Source organism: Dyadobacter sp. CY312 (assembly GCF_021390535.1).
In the GTDB taxonomy this organism is placed as follows: domain Bacteria; phylum Bacteroidota; class Bacteroidia; order Cytophagales; family Spirosomataceae; genus Dyadobacter.
The window spans coordinates 45,447-64,317 of sequence record NZ_JAJUXG010000029.1; the positions used below are offsets into that span (position 1 = coordinate 45,447).

The window sequence follows — 18,871 nt, forward strand, 5'->3', positions numbered from 1 at the left end:
TTATGATAATCCGTTTTATTGCCTTTTTCTTTTTTGCCTTCACTTTATCTTTTGTATCAAAAGCAGAAGAAACAACCGCTGACGGCACCAGGAAGGAAAGGAAAAATTACGGTTACCTGTTGTATCTGCCCAAAGATTACCAGACATCCAACAAAAAATATCCGCTTGTAATTTACCTGCATGGAGGCTCTCAGAAGGGTAAAGATCTTAACAAACTAAAAGCATATGGCCTGCCTCAGCTGGTAGAACAGGGTGCCAATTTTGATTTTATCATTGCTTCGCCACAATGCCCTTCGGAAGCGTCACTTTGGTCAACAGAAAACTGGTTTGATCCTCTTTTTGAAGAACTTACCTCAAAGCTCAAAATTGATACGGATCGGGTATATCTTACCGGGATAAGCATGGGAGGCGGCGGAACATTTGAAGTTGCCAAAGAAAATCCGGATAAATTTGCTGCATTGGTTCCTTTATGTGCCTGGCAAAGCGCTGCAACTGATATTTGCAAACTTAAAAGCATCCCTATATGGACATTCCATGGTGTAGCAGATGACATAGTACCCATTTCTCAGACAACTGAGAAGGTGGACAAATTGAACGACTGCCAGGGAAATATAAAATTCACTCAACTGGATAACGAAGGACATGCCATTCAGTGGTTATATGGGGATAAGGATAAATACCGCATTTTGGACTGGATGTTAAGCCATAAGAAAAAACAAGGCAAATGAATATTTTAGAAAAAATTGTTGCCCGTAAAAGGGAAGAAATAGCAGAAGCAAAAAAGGTAAGGACAATTTCCGACCTGGAAAAAGAGCCATTATTTGCTCGTAAAACCGTTTCTCTTGCTGCTTCACTAAAAGCTGCTGACAAACCTAAGATCATCTCCGAATTCAAAAGAAAGTCTCCTTCCAAGGGTATTATCAATGATTCTGTCGATCCCGCTTTGGTAACCGCCTCTTATGTACAGGCCGATGCCGCGGCACTTTCTGTACTTACAGACGTCGATTTTTTTGGTGGCTCCTTTGATGATTTTGCAAAAGCACGTGAAGCCAATCCGCACATTCCTATGCTGCGAAAAGATTTTATGGTTGACCCGTATCAGCTTTATGAAGCAAAAGCAATTGGTGCAGACGTGATCCTGCTTATTGCAGCCTGTCTTACTCCTGAAGAGGTAAAATCATTGAGTGAAAAAGCGCACGAACTCGGACTTGAAGTTTTACTGGAAGTACACAATGCAGAAGAATTGAAAGAAAGTCTATGTGAAAGCGTTGATATAGTTGGAGTTAATAACAGGAACCTGAAAACGTTTGAAACGTCTATCGAAACTTCCGTCGCGTTAAGTGAACAGATCCCTGATTCTTTTGTTAAGATATCAGAAAGCGGGTTAAAAGATGCTGAAACAATTAATCGTCTGTTTCAGCATGGTTACAAAGGTTTTTTAATTGGCGAAACATTTATGAAAACAGTAAATCCGGGAGCCGCACTTGCAGATTTACAAAATGATCTATCTCAGTTTAGTAATCCAAACCCACTGGTTCTATGAAAATAAAAGTTTGCGGAATGCGCCAGCAAGGCAACATTGAAGAATTAGTGACACTAAGGCCTAATTTTATCGGGTTTATTTTCTACGAAAAATCACCCCGCTTTGCCGGAGAAGAATTGAATGAAGAGTATATCAAAACAATTCCCAATGACATTAAAAAAGTAGGTGTATTCGTAAACGCCAACCCAGGATATATACTGGACATGGTTAAAAAATACAATCTGCAATATGCTCAGCTGCATGGCAACGAAATGCCTGATATTTGCAGAAGTCTGCGTCAGAAGGGTGTAAGTATCATCAAGGCTTTTTCGATTGATGAAAATTTCAACTTCGCTATGCTGAACAATTACAAATCTGTTTGTGACTTGTTTTTGTTTGATACCAAAGGAGATCAGCCTGGGGGCAATGGCATGCCATTTGATTGGAAGTTGCTTAGCAAATACGATAATGAAAAGCCATTTTTCCTAAGTGGTGGTATCGGTCTTGATAACATTGATGACATCATAGCCCTATCAAAAAAACTCCCGATTTACGGCATTGATGTAAATAGCAAATTTGAAGTTGAGCCAGGTTTAAAAGACATACCAAAGCTTGAAGAATTGTTCGGTTTGGTGAGAGTACAAGAGCAGGAGGAAGCAGAAGTTTAAAAACATAAAATGGAAGCAGTAGCAGAAAAAAACTCGTTTCAGGTTAACAACCGCGGATATTACGGAACATTTGGAGGTGCATTCATTCCTGAAATGCTGTATCCAAACGTTGAAGAATTGCGTGAAAACTATCTTCAGATTATCGCGGAGCCTGCATTTCAAAAAGAGTACAACGATCTTCTTCGTAATTACGTGGGAAGGCCAACTCCGCTTTACAGAGCAAACAGGCTTTCTGAAAAATATAAAACCAATGTTTTCCTGAAAAGGGAAGATTTGTGCCACACCGGAGCGCACAAGGTGAACAATACCATCGGGCAGATATTACTTGCCAAAAGGCTTGGAAAACAGCGCGTGGTGGCAGAAACCGGTGCAGGACAACACGGAGTGGCTACCGCAACTGTATGTGCCCTGATGAACATTGAATGCATTGTGTATATGGGCGAGCTGGATATCGAACGCCAGGCTCCCAATGTAGCTCGTATGAAAATGCTCGGCGCCGAAGTACGTGCAGCAACCTGTGGATCAAAAACGCTGAAAGATGCTACGAACGAAGCTATGCGTCACTGGATTAACAACCCGATTGATACGCATTACATCATCGGATCTGTGGTAGGACCGCATCCTTACCCGGATATGGTTGCTCGTTTTCAATCCATTATTTCGGAAGAAATGCGCTGGCAGTTGAAAGAGCAAACTGGTAGCGAAACACCGGATTACGTGGTTGCTTGCGTTGGCGGCGGAAGTAATGCAGCGGGAGCATTTTATCATTTTTTAGATGATGAAAACGTTAAACTCGTGGCAGTGGAAGCAGCTGGTCAGGGTGTTAATTCCGGTCATTCGGCAGCTACAACAGCTTTGGGTAAACCAGGTGTTTTACACGGAAGCCGCACCATATTGATGCAAACAGAAGATGGACAGGTAACTGAGCCATATTCTATTTCAGCTGGTCTGGATTATCCCGGCATTGGTCCGCAGCATGCTTATTTGTACGACAGCGGACGTGGGACTTTCCTTTCTGCAACAGATGAGGAATCTGTACAGGCGGCTTTTGAACTGACGCGCCTTGAAGGTATCATCCCTGCTTTGGAATCGTCTCATGCGCTGGCTGTTTTAGGACGTCTGGGAGCTTCTGAGAATGAAACCGTAGTCTTGAATCTTTCCGGTCGAGGAGATAAGGACATGGCCACTTACATGAAATATATTGATTGATCACATATAAACGATTACCGCATGGCCACACTAACATTACCTGAGGTATTTGATGTCCGCCTTAAAATTCAGGAATTGGAAGCAAAAGTAAATTCTGGTGAGCTATCGCTTTTTGAAAGATGCGACATGGAGGATGAAATTCTTGAACTGAAGGAAAAACTGGGTGAATTTGACCGTTTGAAATTCAGTGATGAAGGTGAATGTCTCAATTGCTCCGCCTAGTATCAAAACCACATTTCTTTTAAACCATAATCCTTACCTACAGCATGAGAATAAAAATGCTTTTCCTTGCCGGCCTTGTTCTGATGGGCTCAATGGCTTTTGTTTCACCTAAAAATACGCCCCCAAAGAAAATGTTACGCCACGTTGTTTTATTTAAGTTTAAAGATTCAGCTACGCCTGCACAGGTAAAAGAAGTGGAAGATGCTTTCCGCGCGCTTCCTTCCAAAATTAAAGAAGTGAAAGGATTTGAATGGGGCAACGAAAATAGCCCGGAAGGACTGTCTCAAGGCTTTACACACATTTTCTTTGTGACTTTTAACAGTGAAGAAGATCGCGCTGTGTATCTGCCTCATCCTGAACACAAAGCATTTGTAAAGGTACTTGAACCCCATTTGGATAAAGTATTGGTTGTTGATTACTGGACTAAAGAATGAACCGGATAACAAGTCTTTTTAAAAATAAAACGAGTGACGAAGGCCTGCTCAATGTGTATTTCACAGCAGGGTTTCCGAAGCTTAATGATACCCTTAACGTGCTTACTGCGCTTCAGGAAGGCGGTGCCGACCTTGTAGAAATTGGCATGCCTTACTCGGATCCTGTTGCAGATGGCGAAACCATTCAGAAAAGCAATGACCAGGCTCTTGAAAATGGCATGACAGTGCGTATTCTTTTTGATCAGCTTAAAGACATGCGTAATACCATTCATGTGCCTGTTTTACTGATGGGTTACGTGAATCCGGTACTCCAATATGGTATCGAAAATTTCTGTAAAAAGTGTGCAGAGGTGGGTGTAGACGGTCTTATTTTGCCTGATATGCCTATGGATGTATATGAAACAGAGTACAAGCAAATTTTTGATACCTACGGCATTCTTAACATTTTTCTGGTTACGCCGCAAACTTCGGAAAAGCGAATCAGACAGATTGACGAGGTGAGTGAAGGTTTCATTTACACCGTATCTTCTGCAAGTGTTACAGGCTCAAAAAGTGGTGTTAGCGGAGATATGGAATCCTATTTCAATCGCTTAAATGCAATGAATCTTAAAAATCCAAGGCTGATCGGTTTTGGAATCAAAGACCATGCGACCTACAAAAAAGCATCTGACTATGCTGCTGGTGCAATTATAGGAAGTGCTTTTATACGTGTTCTGGAACAGAGTACAGACCTTTCCAATGATATAAAAACATTTGTGAGGGAGGTTAAGAACGAACCGTTGGAGGTATTATCTGCTTAGAAATACATTTTCTTCAAAGAAAATATTCCTGGCATCAATTTTGTGAGAGCAACCCATCAACGGGTTGCTTTTTTCATTCAGAAACTTGATTGTTATGATTCACAAAATAACTTTTACACTTGTCTTTCTTGTTATTTCAATATCAGCGCTAGCTCAATTTACACTTGACCTGGAAGGAGGATTGGTTTTTGGTACAAATTATAACAAGGTGAGAATACCCAATACCGGCGGAACACTTGTTAATCTGGCAAACGAACTTGAAGTTTCCCCAAAGGTCTTTTATAGATTGAGAGCGGGTTACACCATTGCAAAAAGACACAATATATCGGTGTTATATGCTCCACTTTCCGTATCATACAATGGATCTTTTAATAGAGACATCAATTTCAATAACCTGATTTACAATGCCAATGAACCATTGGAAGTAATTTATAAATTTAACTCGTACCGGCTGACCTACCGTTATGATTTTATTTCAACAGGCAGATGGAAAGTGGGAGCCGGCCTCACCGGAAAGATCAGAGATGCGGATGTTCGTTTCAAACAACCGGGTAAGGACACCCATTACGATGATCTTGGTTTTGTTCCTCTCGTTAATTTCTACGCAGCATACAAACCGTCTTATCATTGGTCATTCATCCTGGAAGGAGATGCACTTGCGTCTAAATTCGGGAGGGCAGAAGACATATTTGCCGGTGCCGCATATCAGATCAATTCCCGCCTTGCTGTAAAACTTGGCTACCGTGTAGTAGAAGGAGGTGCCGACGTGGACAAAATCTATAACTTCAACTGGATTAATTACGCTTCCACTGGAGTACTGATTAACTTTTAGTTGTATCCTGAGGTGAAAAGATCGATCATTTTAGCGAAACTGAAAACCAAATGGTGAGGTAAAAACATAAAAATTGCTTAAATTACTTCGTTTTAAGCATGATTGGTACATCGTACTTTTTCATAAAGCTTAACGTTATAAAAGCAATCAGGATTTAGCTAAACCACTATGACACCTTTCACCCCGGCGATGGAAGGCCTGCTTCTACGAATTCAGGAATACCGTCAGAAATACTATCAGAACAAGTTAATGAAAGGCACCATATTTTCGGTGGCTTTATTGCTTACCGTATTCTTGTTTTTCAATACACTTGAATATTTCGGGAGGTTTAGCTCCACGGTTCGCGGAATGCTTTTCTTTGGTTTTCTGGCCATACTGGTGTTTTCTTTTATCCAATGGGTAATTCAGCCACTCATTCACTTAACGGGTCTTAAAAAGCCGATTTCTGACGAAGAAGCTGCTACACAGATAGGCGAATACTTCCCTGAGGTTGGAGACAAACTGGTAAATACTTTGCAACTGCGAAATCTTACCGGAACACAATCGGACTTGATAGAAGCAAGTATACAGCAGAAATCCGGGCAGTTGCTGATCGTAAAATTCTCGGATGCGATACGCTTCAATGAAAACAAAAAGTGGCTTCGTTATGCCATTTACCCTGTTGCAGCTATTGCCGTCATCTTACTTTTCAATCCTTCATTTTTTACTTCCAGTTCTGATCGTATCATACACTTTCAGAAAAATTATACTTACGCGCCATTTTCATTTATCCTGGAAAACAAAAAACTTAAAGCATTCCGGAATGAAGACTTTGTACTGAAATTAAAACTAAAGGGCGAAGCTTTACCCCAGGCAGTGTATCTGGTGCAAAATGGAAGCCGCTTTAAGCTTAATTCAGAAGGAAACGAAAACTATTCCTATACATTCAAAAACCTTCAACGTGGAGTAGCATTCTCGTTTGATGCCGCTGGTTTTACCTCAGATGAGTACAAAATTGATGTTGTAGAAAGGCCGTCATTGCTTTCATTTGACGTAAACCTGCATTACCCGGCATATCTCAACAAACCTTCGGAGGGACTTAGCAATGTAGGTAACCTGTCGGTACCGGAAGGCACAACCATAGAGTGGAATTTCAATACCTCCTCTGCAAAATCACTTGGTATAAAGTTTGAGAACGATTCGGCGCTTTATAAAGCCAAAGAGAGTGGGGGAGACCATTTTGAAATCCGGCGGTCTGCCAGGAATTCGGCACAATACCAGGTTTTAATGCAAAATGACGAAGCGGAAAATGCTGATAAGATCGGTTATTACATCAATGTCATACCTGATAAATCCCCGGTTTTAAACATTGAAAACTTTCAGGATACAACGCTGTTCAATTACCTTGTTTTAGGTGGTTCTATCAGCGACGATTACGGATTTTCGCAGTTGAAACTGTTTTATTCTGTTCAGCGTGAGAAGGACAAAGCGCCTGCACCTCCGAAGGGTATCGCGATTCCATTTAACAAAACTGTGAATACACAGAGCTTTTACTTTCAGTGGTATGTAGATAGTCTCAGGCTGGCTCCTGGTGATAAAATTGAATACTATGCCCAGGTTTGGGATAATGATGGCGTAAACGGACCTAAAAGCGCACGTTCACGTTCAATCCAGTTTACCGTACCATCCAAAGAAAAGATGGAGGCTGAGCTAAAAAAATCGGAACAGGAAACGGAGAATCAGATGCAGTCGGCAATGAAAAAAGCCCAAAGCCTGCAAAAGGACCTGAATAATCTTGACAATAAACTTAAAACCAATAAAGAACTTGATTTCAAGGAGCAAAAGCAGATTGAGGAAGTACTGAAAAAACGGGAGGAACTGATGAAGGAACTCCAGGCTTTGCAGGAAAAGCATCAGAACCAGAATGAAAAGTCGAAGCAATTCAATAAACAAAGTCCAGAGTTACAATCCAAAATTGAACAGCTTCAGAAGCTGATGAATGAGCTGAACGACAAGCAAACAAACAAGCTTTACGAAGAATTGAAAAAACTTCTTGAGCAAAAGCAAAGCGAGCGGATGAACTCCATGATGGAGAAACTCAAGAACAAAGAACATAACCTTGAAAAGGAGCTGGAAAGAACCATGAAACTTTTCAAACAAATGCAGCTTGAGCAAAAAATGGAAAACCTTACTGAAAAGCTTGACGAGCTGGCGGAAAAGGAAGATGAACTGTCTGAAAAGTCTCAGGAAAATGATAAAAATAAAGATGGCGACGATAAAAAAAGCAAGAATGAGGATATAAAAAAAGAGCAGGAAAATATTCAGAAAGAATTTGAAAAGGTAAAAGAAGAGTCGAAAGAGGTAGAAGAACTCAGTGAAGAACTCGAACAGCCGGTAGATACTGAAAAGGAAGAGCAAAAAAGCGCTTCTGAGCAGATGGAACAAAGCAAGAAGGATTTAGACAAGCAGCAAAACAAGAAAGCCTCAGAGGCTCAAAAAAAGGCGGCTAAATCGATGAAACAAATGTCGAAGTCTATGGCGGAAGCTATGGCAGCAGCAGAAATGGAGCAGATGCAGGAAGATATGGACGCTCTAAGGGATATTCTTGAAAATCTCATTACGCTTTCCTTCGATCAGGAAGCGCTTATGAAAGATTTTAGAGGTGTAAATCTCCAGGATCCAAGGTTCGTAAAACTGGGACAGCAGCAGCTGAAACTAAAAGATGATGCAAAGGTGGTTGAAGACAGCTTGTATGCACTGGCAAATCGTGTGGTTCAGATACAGTCTTTCATCACCCGTGAGCTTACCGACATGAAATCCTACATGGATGAAAGTGTAAAGGGAATCAAGGATCGTCAGATCAATGTGGCTACATCCAAGCAACAGTTTGCTATGACCTCCATGAATAACCTTGCACTCATGCTAAGCGACGTGTTCAAACAAATGCAGGAACAGATGGCCATGGCAATGCCTGGCGCCGGAAAAGGCAAAAAAGGAAAACAGAAGGGAGACTCGCCGGGCATGGGAGAACGTCAGGAAAAGCTCAATGGACAGATGAAACAGCTAGGGCAGGGGGGGAAAGAAGGACAGGGAAACAACTCCGAGCAAATCGCAAGAATGGCAGCAGAGCAAGCGGCTATCAGAGAACTTGTTAAAAAGCTGGAAGAATCGCTTAAAGGGACTGAAGCCGGAAAACAGTTCGGAGAAGAGTTACAGGAGATTTCAGAAAAAATGGATGAAACCGAAACGGATCTGGTAAACAAAAGAATTACTCCAGAATTGATCAAACGAAATCAGGAGATTACTACACGGTTGTTGGAATCGGAGAAAGCGATGAAGGAACAGGATGAGGACGACCAGCGCAAGGCGCACACAGCAAAACAACAACCAAGGCAGCCACCGGCAGCCTTTGAGAAATACATCAGAGAAAAAGAAAAGCAAACCGAATTACTTCGCACCATCCCACCGACATTCTCGCCATTCTATAAGCGGGAAGTCGATACTTACTTCAAAAAGTATCAGGCTAAAAACTAATTCTCTGCTTCAACGTTAAATAAACTTAATGTTGAAGCAGGTTTTTGTACACTGATTAACTTGCATAAACTCTTACCGAAAAGACCTGTTGGATATCTTATTCAGATACTTAGTATCTTTGCGGGTTATTTACAACGCTGAACATAAATATTGCCTAAACAATCTTTATGTATCTATTGGTTACATAATTATTATCATTGAAGTATGCTCAAGTTCTTCCCTGAGGAAATCGATTTTAAGGTTCCACAATCTTTAAAAACGTCGAAATGGATTAAAACTATCTCACAATCAGAAGGTTACAAAGTTGGAGATCTTAATTATATCTTTTGTTCGGACGATTATTTACTGGAAATCAATCGCCAATACCTGGAACACGATTACTATACTGACATTATCACGTTCGATAATAGCGAAGAAGAAGGTAAACTTGAAGGAGATATTTATGTTAGTGTAGATAGAGTTAAGGACAATGCAGAAAGCTTAAACGTACCTTTTGACACAGAATTGCGTCGTGTTTTGATACACGGCTTGCTGCATTTGATTGGTTTTGAAGATTCGGATGACGAGTTAAAAAAACAAATGAGGGCTAAGGAAGATGAATGTCTTCTCTTATTTTAAAATATTTCCACGTGGAACACTTTAATTAAAGTACTTCAACGTGGTTCACAGAGAATAAAGATCAAATTATGTTTCCAGAATATGATGTGATAGTAGTGGGTGCAGGACATGCAGGATGCGAAGCGGCGGCAGCAGCAGCAACCATGGGTTCGTCTGTACTGCTTATCACAATGAATATGCATACAATCGCCCAAATGTCGTGTAACCCTGCAATGGGGGGGGTGGCAAAAGGACAAATTGTGAGAGAAATCGACGCGCTCGGCGGACAGTCGGGAATTGTGAGCGACAAAACCATGATACAATTCCGTATGCTGAACCTCTCCAAAGGACCAGCGATGTGGAGCCCGCGCTGCCAGAGTGACCGCGTGCTTTTCGCTCAGGAATGGCGCAACATTTTAGAGAATAATCCTAATGTTGATTTTTGGCAAGATACCGCAAAAGAAATTTTAATAGAAAATGGCCAGGCTCGTGGTGTTAAAACCAGCCTGGGTGTTGAGATCAAATCAAAGTCTGTTGTACTTACTAATGGTACATTCCTAAATGGGCTGATCCACATTGGAGAAAAAAACTTTGGCGGCGGCAGAACAGGAGAGAAGGCAGCAACCGGTATTACCGAGCAATTGGTAACACTTGGATTTGAAGCTGGCAGAATGAAAACCGGAACACCACCAAGAGTGGACGGGCGATCACTTGATTATTCCAAAATGGAAGAGCAACCTGGCGATGAAAATCCAAGCAAATTCTCCTATACCGACACAGCACCTCTAACTAAACAAAGAAGCTGCTGGATTACCTATACCAATTCAGAGGTACACGAAGTGCTTAGAACGGGTTTTGAAAAGTCTCCCATGTTTTCTGGTCGAATCAAAGGAATAGGTCCCAGGTATTGCCCGTCTGTGGAGGATAAAATCAATCGTTTTGCTGATAAGGACCGTCACCAAATATTCGTTGAACCGGAAGGTTGGGATACTGTTGAGGTTTATGTAAACGGATTTTCAACCTCTCTTCCGGAAGATGTGCAGTACGCGGCACTCCGCAAAATACCTGGTTTTGAAAATGCAAAAATGTTTCGCCCTGGTTACGCAATAGAGTACGATTACTTCCCACCGACACAATTAAAGTCAACCCTGGAAACACACCTGATAAAAGATCTCTTTTTTGCAGGTCAGATTAATGGTACCACAGGCTATGAAGAAGCAGCGTGCCAAGGGCTAATGGCGGGTATAAATGCCCACCGGAATGTGAACGCACTTGAGCCGTTCACGCTTAAAAGATCCGAAGCTTACATCGGCGTTTTAATCGACGATCTCATTAACAAGGGAACAGAAGAGCCATACCGCATGTTTACGTCCCGAGCAGAATACAGAACGCTGTTGCGTCAGGATAACGCTGATATCCGGCTAACGGAAAAAGGATACAACATCGGCCTGGCCAGTGCAGAAAGATTAGCTAATGTTCAACAGAAGCAGAAAGAGGTTGAAGAAATAATCAACTCATTTTCCTCAACGAAAATTTCTCCCGAAGAAATTAACCCTGCATTGGAGGAAATAGGGACAGCACCAATACGCGAGAAAATAACCTTAACACAACTTCTTAAACGCCCGCAAATCTCAATTGAACAACTGGCCGCGGCCAGTCCGAAAGTTGTAGATATTATTCAACCTTTCACCACTGATTCGATACAACAAGCACAGATCCATCTGAAATATGATAGCTATATTGAAAAGGAAATGCTACTTGTTGAGAAAATGAATAGGCTGGAAGATCTTATGATCATTGAAAATTTCAATTATGATTCGGTAAGCTCTCTTTCATTTGAAGGAAGGGAAAAACTGAAACGGACAAAACCAGCCACAATTGGTCAAGCCTCCCGAATTAGTGGCGTAAGCCAATCCGATATATCCGTATTAATGCTTTTTATAGGTCGATAAATGCCATTAGAAACTCTCAAAAATTGCCCGGTATGCAATGCATCCAGTTTTAGTAATTATCTCAATGTGGAAGACTATACTGTTTCACATAAAGAATTTACAATACAACAATGTAATGCCTGCTACTTTCTTCTAACCAATCCTCGCCCACCGGCTGAAGAGATTGGCGCATATTATCAGTCAGAAGAATACATTTCGCATCACGATGAGTCCAAAACCATCATGAGCAGAGTGTACACCTCAGTTCGCAATCACACGATCAAAGGGAAAGTCAAACTGATCAACGAGCTGCAAAACAAGAAGGGCTCGCTGTTAGATATTGGTTGTGGTACAGGAAATTTTATTCAGGCTTGTAAAGAAAATGGTTGGCACGTAAACGCCACCGAACCAGATTCAGGAGCTCGTGCTGTGGCAGAGAAAAGGGTGGGGGAAACCGTTTCGGAAACAATTAATGCACCCGCATTGCACAACAAAAAATTTGATGTGATAACGCTTTGGCACGTGCTGGAACATGTCCATGAACTTAACGAAACAGTTACCTGGCTTCATGATCATCTCCATGAAGATGGAGCTATTATCATTGCTGTTCCAAACCCTCAATCCTATGATGCCACAGAATACAGACGCTTTTGGGCTGCCTATGATGTACCGCGTCACCTATATCATTTTACAAAAAGTACAATGAAAAAGCTAATGGAAAAACATCAGCTCAAAGTCATGAAAGTGCTTCCAATGTGGTTCGATTCATTCTATGTCAGCATGCTTAGTACAAAGTATCGGAACAACGCTGTAAGCCTCGTAAACAGTGCAAAAACAGGCTTGCTGTCCAATCTGAAAGGCCGGTCAGCGAAACAGGAAGGAACCAACACTTCCAGTCTTATCTATATCATTACAAAAAAGTAAAATAATCCGATATCCAACCTGAGCCCTCAATACCGACCATGCTGTATTGAGGGCTTTTATATATAACCAAGTATGTTAAAAACCATTGGCTTCGCAATCATTTGCTTATTAATTTTTGGGCGTTGTGCCCAACAGGTTTCACCAACAGGTGGAAAAAAAGACACCATTCCACCAAATCTGCTTCAAAGCATTCCCTTAAATAAAACACTGAATTTTAAAGAAAACCGGCTGGAACTATTCTTCGACGAATACGTGATCGTAGATAATATCACCCAAAAACTGATCATTACACCGGAAGCTGATAACCCTTACACATACAAATTGAACGGTAAGTCTGTCATACTAAACTTTAAAAAACAGTTCCAGGACAGCACAACTTATACCCTCAATTTCGGGGATGCTATAAAGGACTTTGCAGAACGAAATCCTGTAAAAAATCTAAAGATGGTTTTCAGTACCGGTGGTACACTGGATTCAGGAAGAGTTTATGGAACTCTTAAAGATGTACAAACAAACAAACCTCTTTTTGATGCACTGGTTGGTCTATACAATCTCAGCGATACGCTTAATGTAGCCAAACAAAAGCCCTATTATTTTTCCCGAACCGATAGCAGCGGTATTTTCAGCATAGAAAATGTTCAGATAAGACCTTACCGGCTTATTGCAATAGATGATAAAAACAGGAACATGCTCTACAATCCCAAAGACGAAAGGATAGGATTTCTGGAAAAGGCTGTTAACGCCGGTGCAGACTCTCTCAACTATACTTTAATGATGGCGCTCTCCGACAACACGCCACTTAAAATTCAGCGAACGCTGCCAAAAGTTAATAACTACGGCGTAGTTTTTAGTAAACCCATTGAAGATGTGCAGGTGAATTTTATATCTCAGGATAGCCTTCCATACCTGATAGAAAATGGTACACAAATAAAGTTCTTTAACGTACAACCGCATGCCGATACAACCGTTGTAAAATTATCGGCTACCGACTCACTCGGTACTACAACCGATTTTGAACAGAAGATCGCATTTCTACCACCTCGTGGAAAGGATAGGCAAAAGGATCCATTTACCATAAGTTCGAAACCAGAACAAAACAAACCCCTTGCCCAGGCATTCACGTACCGAATGATTTTTAATAAACCAATTGGTAAAATTGATGATTCTAAAATCGAGCTCATCACCGACAGTCTGACTCATGAAACCCTTTCAAACATCAAATACAAATGGAATAACACCAGGACGGAAGTGACCGTTAATGCACAATCATTTGCAAAGGATACAATCAAATGGGAAATACCGAAGGGTAGCATTATTAGCATAGAAGGGGACACCCTCGCGCGAACTTTAATAAAACATCCGGTAATAAATGATGAGGATTATGGTGTTCTCCGCGGCAGCGTAATGAATCCGGATACAGGAGTGCAATACATTGTTCAGTTACTTGATGAGCAATACAAAGTCGTGGATCAACACATCGGTTTGACCTACAATTTTATTCATATTCCTCAGGGAAAATATTTCCTCAGAGCCATAGTTGATGTCAATAAAAACGGACGATGGGATACTGGCCAGATTGAAAAGTCGCAACAGCCGGAAGCGATTATATATCTGCCGGAAAAGTTGTTGATCAAAAGCAATTTTGAACTAAATGACATCAATCTCACGGCACTCAATCCGCAATAATGAATTTTTCTTATGCACGCTCTGTGGATAACTATGTTAATAACACAAAAAACCTGTTCATAACTACCTACTTTTTGTTAACAACATTGTGGATAACTCAATAAACGTGTGTATAACTTTCAAGATAGAATCCTAAAGTTGGTAACTCACATCCAGTTTACAGTTAACACCCCGTTAATACACTGTAGAGATTGTGGATAACATATGTGAGCAATGAAGCCAGGTTACCCACATTGTAATGTCTATAAATATTTTCCTATCTTGTGAATCAACAACTTAAATGTGCATAAAATTAAAAACTACAGTGGATAAACCAACATAGTTATCCACAAAATGTTAATAACTATGTTAATCTTAAGTGTATAAGCTCTTTATACACATATCCACAGTGCTAGAGAATAGTAATAAATAACAAAAAGATTTTTTTTATCTATTATGAAAAGGGTTTGTAAGCTGTTGATAATAATTTTCGTGCTGGGGGCGGGGCCGGCGGCGTGGGCGCAGAGCGAAAGAGAGATGGCAGATGAATACTTCAAGAAAGATGACTGCGAAAAGGCCCTTTCATATTATGGCAATATACTTGGTAGCGGCTTCGATAAAATCGCTCTGAAAAATTACGGAACCTGTGTGGTGAAGATGAAATCATGGGCTTCTGCTGAACAATTCTATAAAAAACAAATCAAAAATGATGCAGCCAATTCTCATTGGTATTATTTAGCATGGGGTGCCCTGTTAGAGGCACAGGGAAAGTCTCAGGACGCTTCAAAAAAGTTTGAGCAGAGTTTGGAGGCTACCGGAATAAGAATTGACCAGAAGCGCGAAATTGCTGAGGAATTCAGAAGCAGGAATCAACCACTATGGGCAAAAAATGCTTTTCTGGAAGCACGTACCATTGCCAAACGCGAGGATCTGTTCCAACTCGAGTTGGCCAGTACCTATAGAGAACTGAATGAACCACAAAAGATGATTGATGAGTTACTCTCTTATGGTACCCGTTATCAGAATACAGAAGTGGTTCAGTCAATGCTTCAGGATTTTACCAGGGACGAGAAGGAACAGGCATTGCTGGAAAAGGTTCTTTATGACAAAATACAAAAATTCCCAAATGAAGGATTTTATAATGAACTGCTGATATGGTACCAAATCCAGCGAAAGGATTTTTATAAAGCTTTTTTACAGGAAAGGGCGCTGGACAAGCGGTTCAAACATAATGGTGCCCGCCTTTATAACTTGGGTATGCTGTCATTACAAAATCAGGACTATGGTACTGCTGTTGGTGTGTTCGATTATTTGGTTAAAGAATATCCCAAAGGACAGCTGTATCCCATATCGCGAAGGATGGCTATATTTTCAAGGGAAGAGCAGGTTAAAAACACCTTCCCAATTAAACGTAGTGAAGTAGAAAAGTTGCTCTTGCAGTATCAGCAGCTTATTGATGAACTCGGGGTAAATGTGAGAACGATTGAAGCACTCCGTAACATGGCTACCCTCAATGCTTTTTACATGGATGATTTTAAGAAAGCGATTGCAATTCTTGAAAGTGTAATTGAAGCAGGCAAACAAGAGAAGAACTTCGTAGATAAATGTAAGCTTGATCTGGGTGATATTTATCTATTGCAGGGAGAGCCCTGGGAGGCGTCTCTGATCTATTCTCAGGTGGAAAAATCTCAGAAAGATGATGTACTTGGATATGAGGCGAAGTTACGTAATGCGAAGCTGCATTACTTCAAAGGAGAATTTGAGCTTGCAAAATCAGTTTTGGATATCTTGAAAAAAGCCACCACAAGAGAAATTGCAAATGATGCAAATAGTCTGAGTCTTCTTATAATGGATAATACTGGCCTGGATAGTTCAGAAACTGCTATGAGAGAATATTCGAATGTAGAGCTGCTTCTTTTTCAAAACAAAAAGCTGGAGGCGATTGACACTTTGAAACAACTTCAGATAAAATACCAGAATCATAGTCTGTCAGATGAGATCCTTTGGCTAACTGCCAATACTTATATGAAGCTTGATAGTAATGTACAAGCGATGAGTAATCTGAAACTCTTGTACGAAAAGTATGGTGTTGACATTCTCGGTGATGATGCCCTGTACACCATGGCAAAATTGAATCAGGAAAAATTTAATAACAAAGAAGAAGCAATGAAGATGTTTCAGGAATTATTAGAAAAATATCCGGGAAGTATTTTTGTGGCGGAAGCTCGTAAACGATTCCGGCTTTTGAGAGGAGACGTAGTTAACTAAAATTTTTATTGAGAAAAGGAAGGGGAAAGTCAAATTTTGGCTTTCCCCTTCCTTTTTAGATTTAAATATTTACGCCCTTATATGAGAGTGATTGCTTCTATCGAATTCTCAGAGCCTTAAAATTTTAAAAATGTTAATGTAAATCACTCATCAATAGTCTTTTAAACTCTGAATACGATGGATTCATTTTTATTGATACTTTTTCAATTGAAAGCAGGGATTGAAGCCTTTCTGGTACGTCAATAGATTTTCCGAGTGTTTCTTCAACTAAATCCACAAATTTGGCAGGATGAGCTGTCGATAGGAAGACGCCAGTGAAATCAGACTTGTTTATCTGGCGGTATTCCTCCAGTGCCCGGTAAGCGATGGCGGTATGTGGACAAAGAACATAATTTGTATTTCCGAAAATTTCACGCATTGTCTTTTTAGTCTGTTCATCATCGAAAAAGTATCCTGATATTTTTTCCTTAATCAAATCCCAATCATCATTGAAAAAACGAGTCATCCGAATAAAGTTGCTTGGATTGCCTACATCCATAGCATTGGATATCGTTTCGACAGATGGAAGAGGTTCAAACGATCCGCTGTTGAGATATCTTGGGACAGCATTGTTCAAATTTGTTGAGGCAAGAAACTGTTCAACAGGCAAACCCATCCGATAAGCAAGCAAGCCGGCGCTCAAATTTCCAAAATTTCCACTCGGAACAGAGAATACCAGAGGCTTACCAAGTTTTTTTAGTTGGGCATATGCGGAGAAAAAATAAAAAGACTGAGGTATAAGCCTGGCGATATTTATAGAATTAGCAGATGCCAGGTTGAATTTTGAAGTCAATTCGGAATCCAGGAATGCCTCCTTCACTAATTTTTGACAATCGTCAAATGTTCCGTCTACTTCCAGAGCCCTTACATTGTGACCCAGCGTAGTTAATTGTTTTTCCTGTATGTCGCTTACTTTACCACTTGGGTATAAAATAGTAACAGATATACCTGGTACTTTATGAAATCCCTGAGCCACTGCTCCGCCTGTGTCACCGGAGGTAGCAACAAGTATTTTTATTTCCTTCTGAGAGCGCATAAGGAAATGCGACATCAATGCTGCCATAAAACGTGCTCCGAAATCTTTAAAAGCCATAGAAGGGCCGTGAAAAAGCTCTAAAACATAATCATCCGGCGTAATCTTAACTATCGGAGCTTCGAAATCGTAGGCTCTGTCAATAATAGCTTGAATATCTTCCCTTGATATATCTTCCGATAGCAGAGTATGGGCAACTTCAACGGCAATCTCTTTGAATGATCTGGTTTCAATACTGTTCAAAAATTCAGGATTGATCTGCGGAATTTTTTCTGGCATATACAAACCATTGTCCGGTGGCAGACTACGGAAGACAGCTTCTTCCAGGGTTGCAGTTAGATCCTTATTTTTAGTGCTATGAAAAATCATCTTGTATAATTAAGTGCTCTGACATTTGTATGCTGCAAATTTAACTAAAATACCTGCTGCGCGGATTGGTTGATACTGTAATTTATAATGAAGACTGGAAGGGCAAGAATCAACAGTACCCAACATGATGCTCGGAACCACGTGTAGTCGCCATATGTAGCCTATAGGGTGCTATTATGATCGTTCTACAGCGGTACTATTTAATAGGTCGTGCTAATCCAATTACAATCCTCAGGAAGTATCTGTAAGACCGCTGTTATTATTAGTGCACCCATAAATGTGAATTCATTATAAATGTCGGGATACATCTTACTATGAAGAGACGGTTGGCCTGGTGTAAGCTTGATGTTTTCAATTTATGGATAAGTCAGTTGAACTGACCCTTCCGATTTTCATAATGTAGTTAAAAAATTGAGGTAATATTTACATTAATGTAAAGGGCATTGATGGCAGGCTAATATTAGAACTTTAATAATATGATCGACCCATTTTTCGGTCTCAATCCATTATTTATAGGATAATTATTATTCTTTATTTTAAAGAATAAAGAACTTTGAATAAAATGAAAATATTTCTTGGTGCTCGCTTGCACTCACAAAAACTTTTTCTACCTTTGCAATCCCAATCGCAGACAGCGGAAACGAAAAGAGAGTAAGAAAGTCAGATTGGTTCAGTTCTTTGACATGATGAGATAAACTAAAGGAGTAAGAAAAACTCGTTTAAGAAGATTCGGTCCTTTTAGGAATAAGGGAGACCACAACAAAATTTACAATGGAGAGTTTGATCCTGGCTCAGGATGAACGCTAGCGGCAGGCTTAATACATGCAAGGCGAGGGGGCAGCAAT

General features: G+C 40.5%; 15 protein-coding genes and 1 rRNA gene. 15 read left to right on the forward strand and 1 reads right to left on the reverse strand.

Going from position 1 to position 18,871, the window contains the following annotated elements:
• Positions 1-2 precede the first annotated feature (2 nt).
• The 14 genes from LZG71_RS28180 (at position 3) to LZG71_RS28245 (ending at position 16,585) form a co-directional block, all read left to right on the forward strand.
• A complete protein-coding gene (locus LZG71_RS28180) occupies positions 3-728 on the forward strand; it encodes an alpha/beta hydrolase-fold protein (protein WP_233826217.1) in 726 nt (241 codons plus the stop codon).
• Complete coding sequence (gene trpC, locus LZG71_RS28185) at positions 725-1,543, forward strand: indole-3-glycerol phosphate synthase TrpC (protein ID WP_233826218.1); 819 nt, start codon at positions 725-727, stop codon at positions 1,541-1,543. Before LZG71_RS28180 ends, trpC begins: the two co-directional genes overlap by 4 nt.
• Complete coding sequence (locus LZG71_RS28190) at positions 1,540-2,190, forward strand: phosphoribosylanthranilate isomerase (protein WP_233826219.1); 651 nt, start codon at positions 1,540-1,542, stop codon at positions 2,188-2,190. The genes trpC and LZG71_RS28190 overlap by 4 nt, the downstream gene beginning before the upstream one ends.
• A gap of 9 nt (positions 2,191-2,199) precedes the next feature.
• The gene (gene trpB / locus LZG71_RS28195) at positions 2,200-3,399 is read left to right on the forward strand and encodes a tryptophan synthase subunit beta (protein WP_233826220.1); all 1,200 of its coding nucleotides are present in this window, start codon (positions 2,200-2,202) and stop codon (positions 3,397-3,399) included.
• Positions 3,400-3,420: 21 nt separating this feature from the next.
• A complete protein-coding gene (locus LZG71_RS28200) occupies positions 3,421-3,621 on the forward strand; it encodes a hypothetical protein (protein ID WP_233826221.1) in 201 nt (66 codons plus the stop codon).
• Between the two features lie 44 nt (positions 3,622-3,665).
• Positions 3,666-4,055, forward strand: a complete 390-nt coding sequence (locus LZG71_RS28205; RefSeq protein WP_409013689.1) for a Dabb family protein — start codon at positions 3,666-3,668, stop codon at positions 4,053-4,055.
• Positions 4,052-4,855: a tryptophan synthase subunit alpha gene (trpA, locus tag LZG71_RS28210; protein ID WP_233826223.1), complete on the forward strand. Its 804-nt coding sequence runs from the start codon at positions 4,052-4,054 to the stop codon at positions 4,853-4,855. The genes LZG71_RS28205 and trpA overlap by 4 nt, the downstream gene beginning before the upstream one ends.
• A gap of 94 nt (positions 4,856-4,949) precedes the next feature.
• Complete coding sequence (locus LZG71_RS28215; protein ID WP_233826225.1) at positions 4,950-5,687, forward strand: hypothetical protein; 738 nt, start codon at positions 4,950-4,952, stop codon at positions 5,685-5,687.
• 189 nt (positions 5,688-5,876) lie between these two features.
• Positions 5,877-9,200: a DUF4175 family protein gene (locus tag LZG71_RS28220; protein ID WP_233826242.1), complete on the forward strand. Its 3,324-nt coding sequence runs from the start codon at positions 5,877-5,879 to the stop codon at positions 9,198-9,200.
• Positions 9,201-9,404: 204 nt separating this feature from the next.
• A complete protein-coding gene (gene ybeY, locus LZG71_RS28225; protein WP_233826227.1) occupies positions 9,405-9,818 on the forward strand; it encodes an rRNA maturation RNase YbeY in 414 nt (137 codons plus the stop codon).
• Positions 9,819-9,886: 68 nt separating this feature from the next.
• Positions 9,887-11,749, forward strand: a complete 1,863-nt coding sequence (mnmG, locus tag LZG71_RS28230) for a tRNA uridine-5-carboxymethylaminomethyl(34) synthesis enzyme MnmG (protein ID WP_233826229.1) — start codon at positions 9,887-9,889, stop codon at positions 11,747-11,749.
• Complete coding sequence (locus tag LZG71_RS28235; protein WP_233826231.1) at positions 11,750-12,652, forward strand: class I SAM-dependent methyltransferase; 903 nt, start codon at positions 11,750-11,752, stop codon at positions 12,650-12,652.
• Between the two features lie 72 nt (positions 12,653-12,724).
• Positions 12,725-14,338, forward strand: coding sequence for an Ig-like domain-containing domain (locus tag LZG71_RS28240; protein ID WP_233826233.1), 1,614 nt, complete (start codon positions 12,725-12,727; stop codon positions 14,336-14,338).
• A gap of 456 nt (positions 14,339-14,794) precedes the next feature.
• On the forward strand, positions 14,795-16,585 hold the full coding sequence (locus LZG71_RS28245) for a tetratricopeptide repeat protein (RefSeq protein ID WP_233826235.1): 1,791 nt from the start codon (positions 14,795-14,797) through the stop codon (positions 16,583-16,585).
• 133 nt (positions 16,586-16,718) lie between these two features.
• On the opposite strand, the gene thrC is transcribed toward LZG71_RS28245, so the two are convergent.
• Positions 16,719-18,026 carry a threonine synthase gene (thrC, locus tag LZG71_RS28250; RefSeq protein WP_233826237.1) on the reverse strand — a complete coding sequence of 436 codons (1,308 nt, stop codon included), beginning with the start codon at positions 18,024-18,026 and terminating at the stop codon, positions 16,719-16,721.
• 768 nt (positions 18,027-18,794) lie between these two features.
• Here thrC and LZG71_RS28255 point away from each other — a divergent pair.
• Positions 18,795-18,871: ribosomal RNA gene (locus LZG71_RS28255) — 16S ribosomal RNA — on the forward strand; the annotation flags it as partial.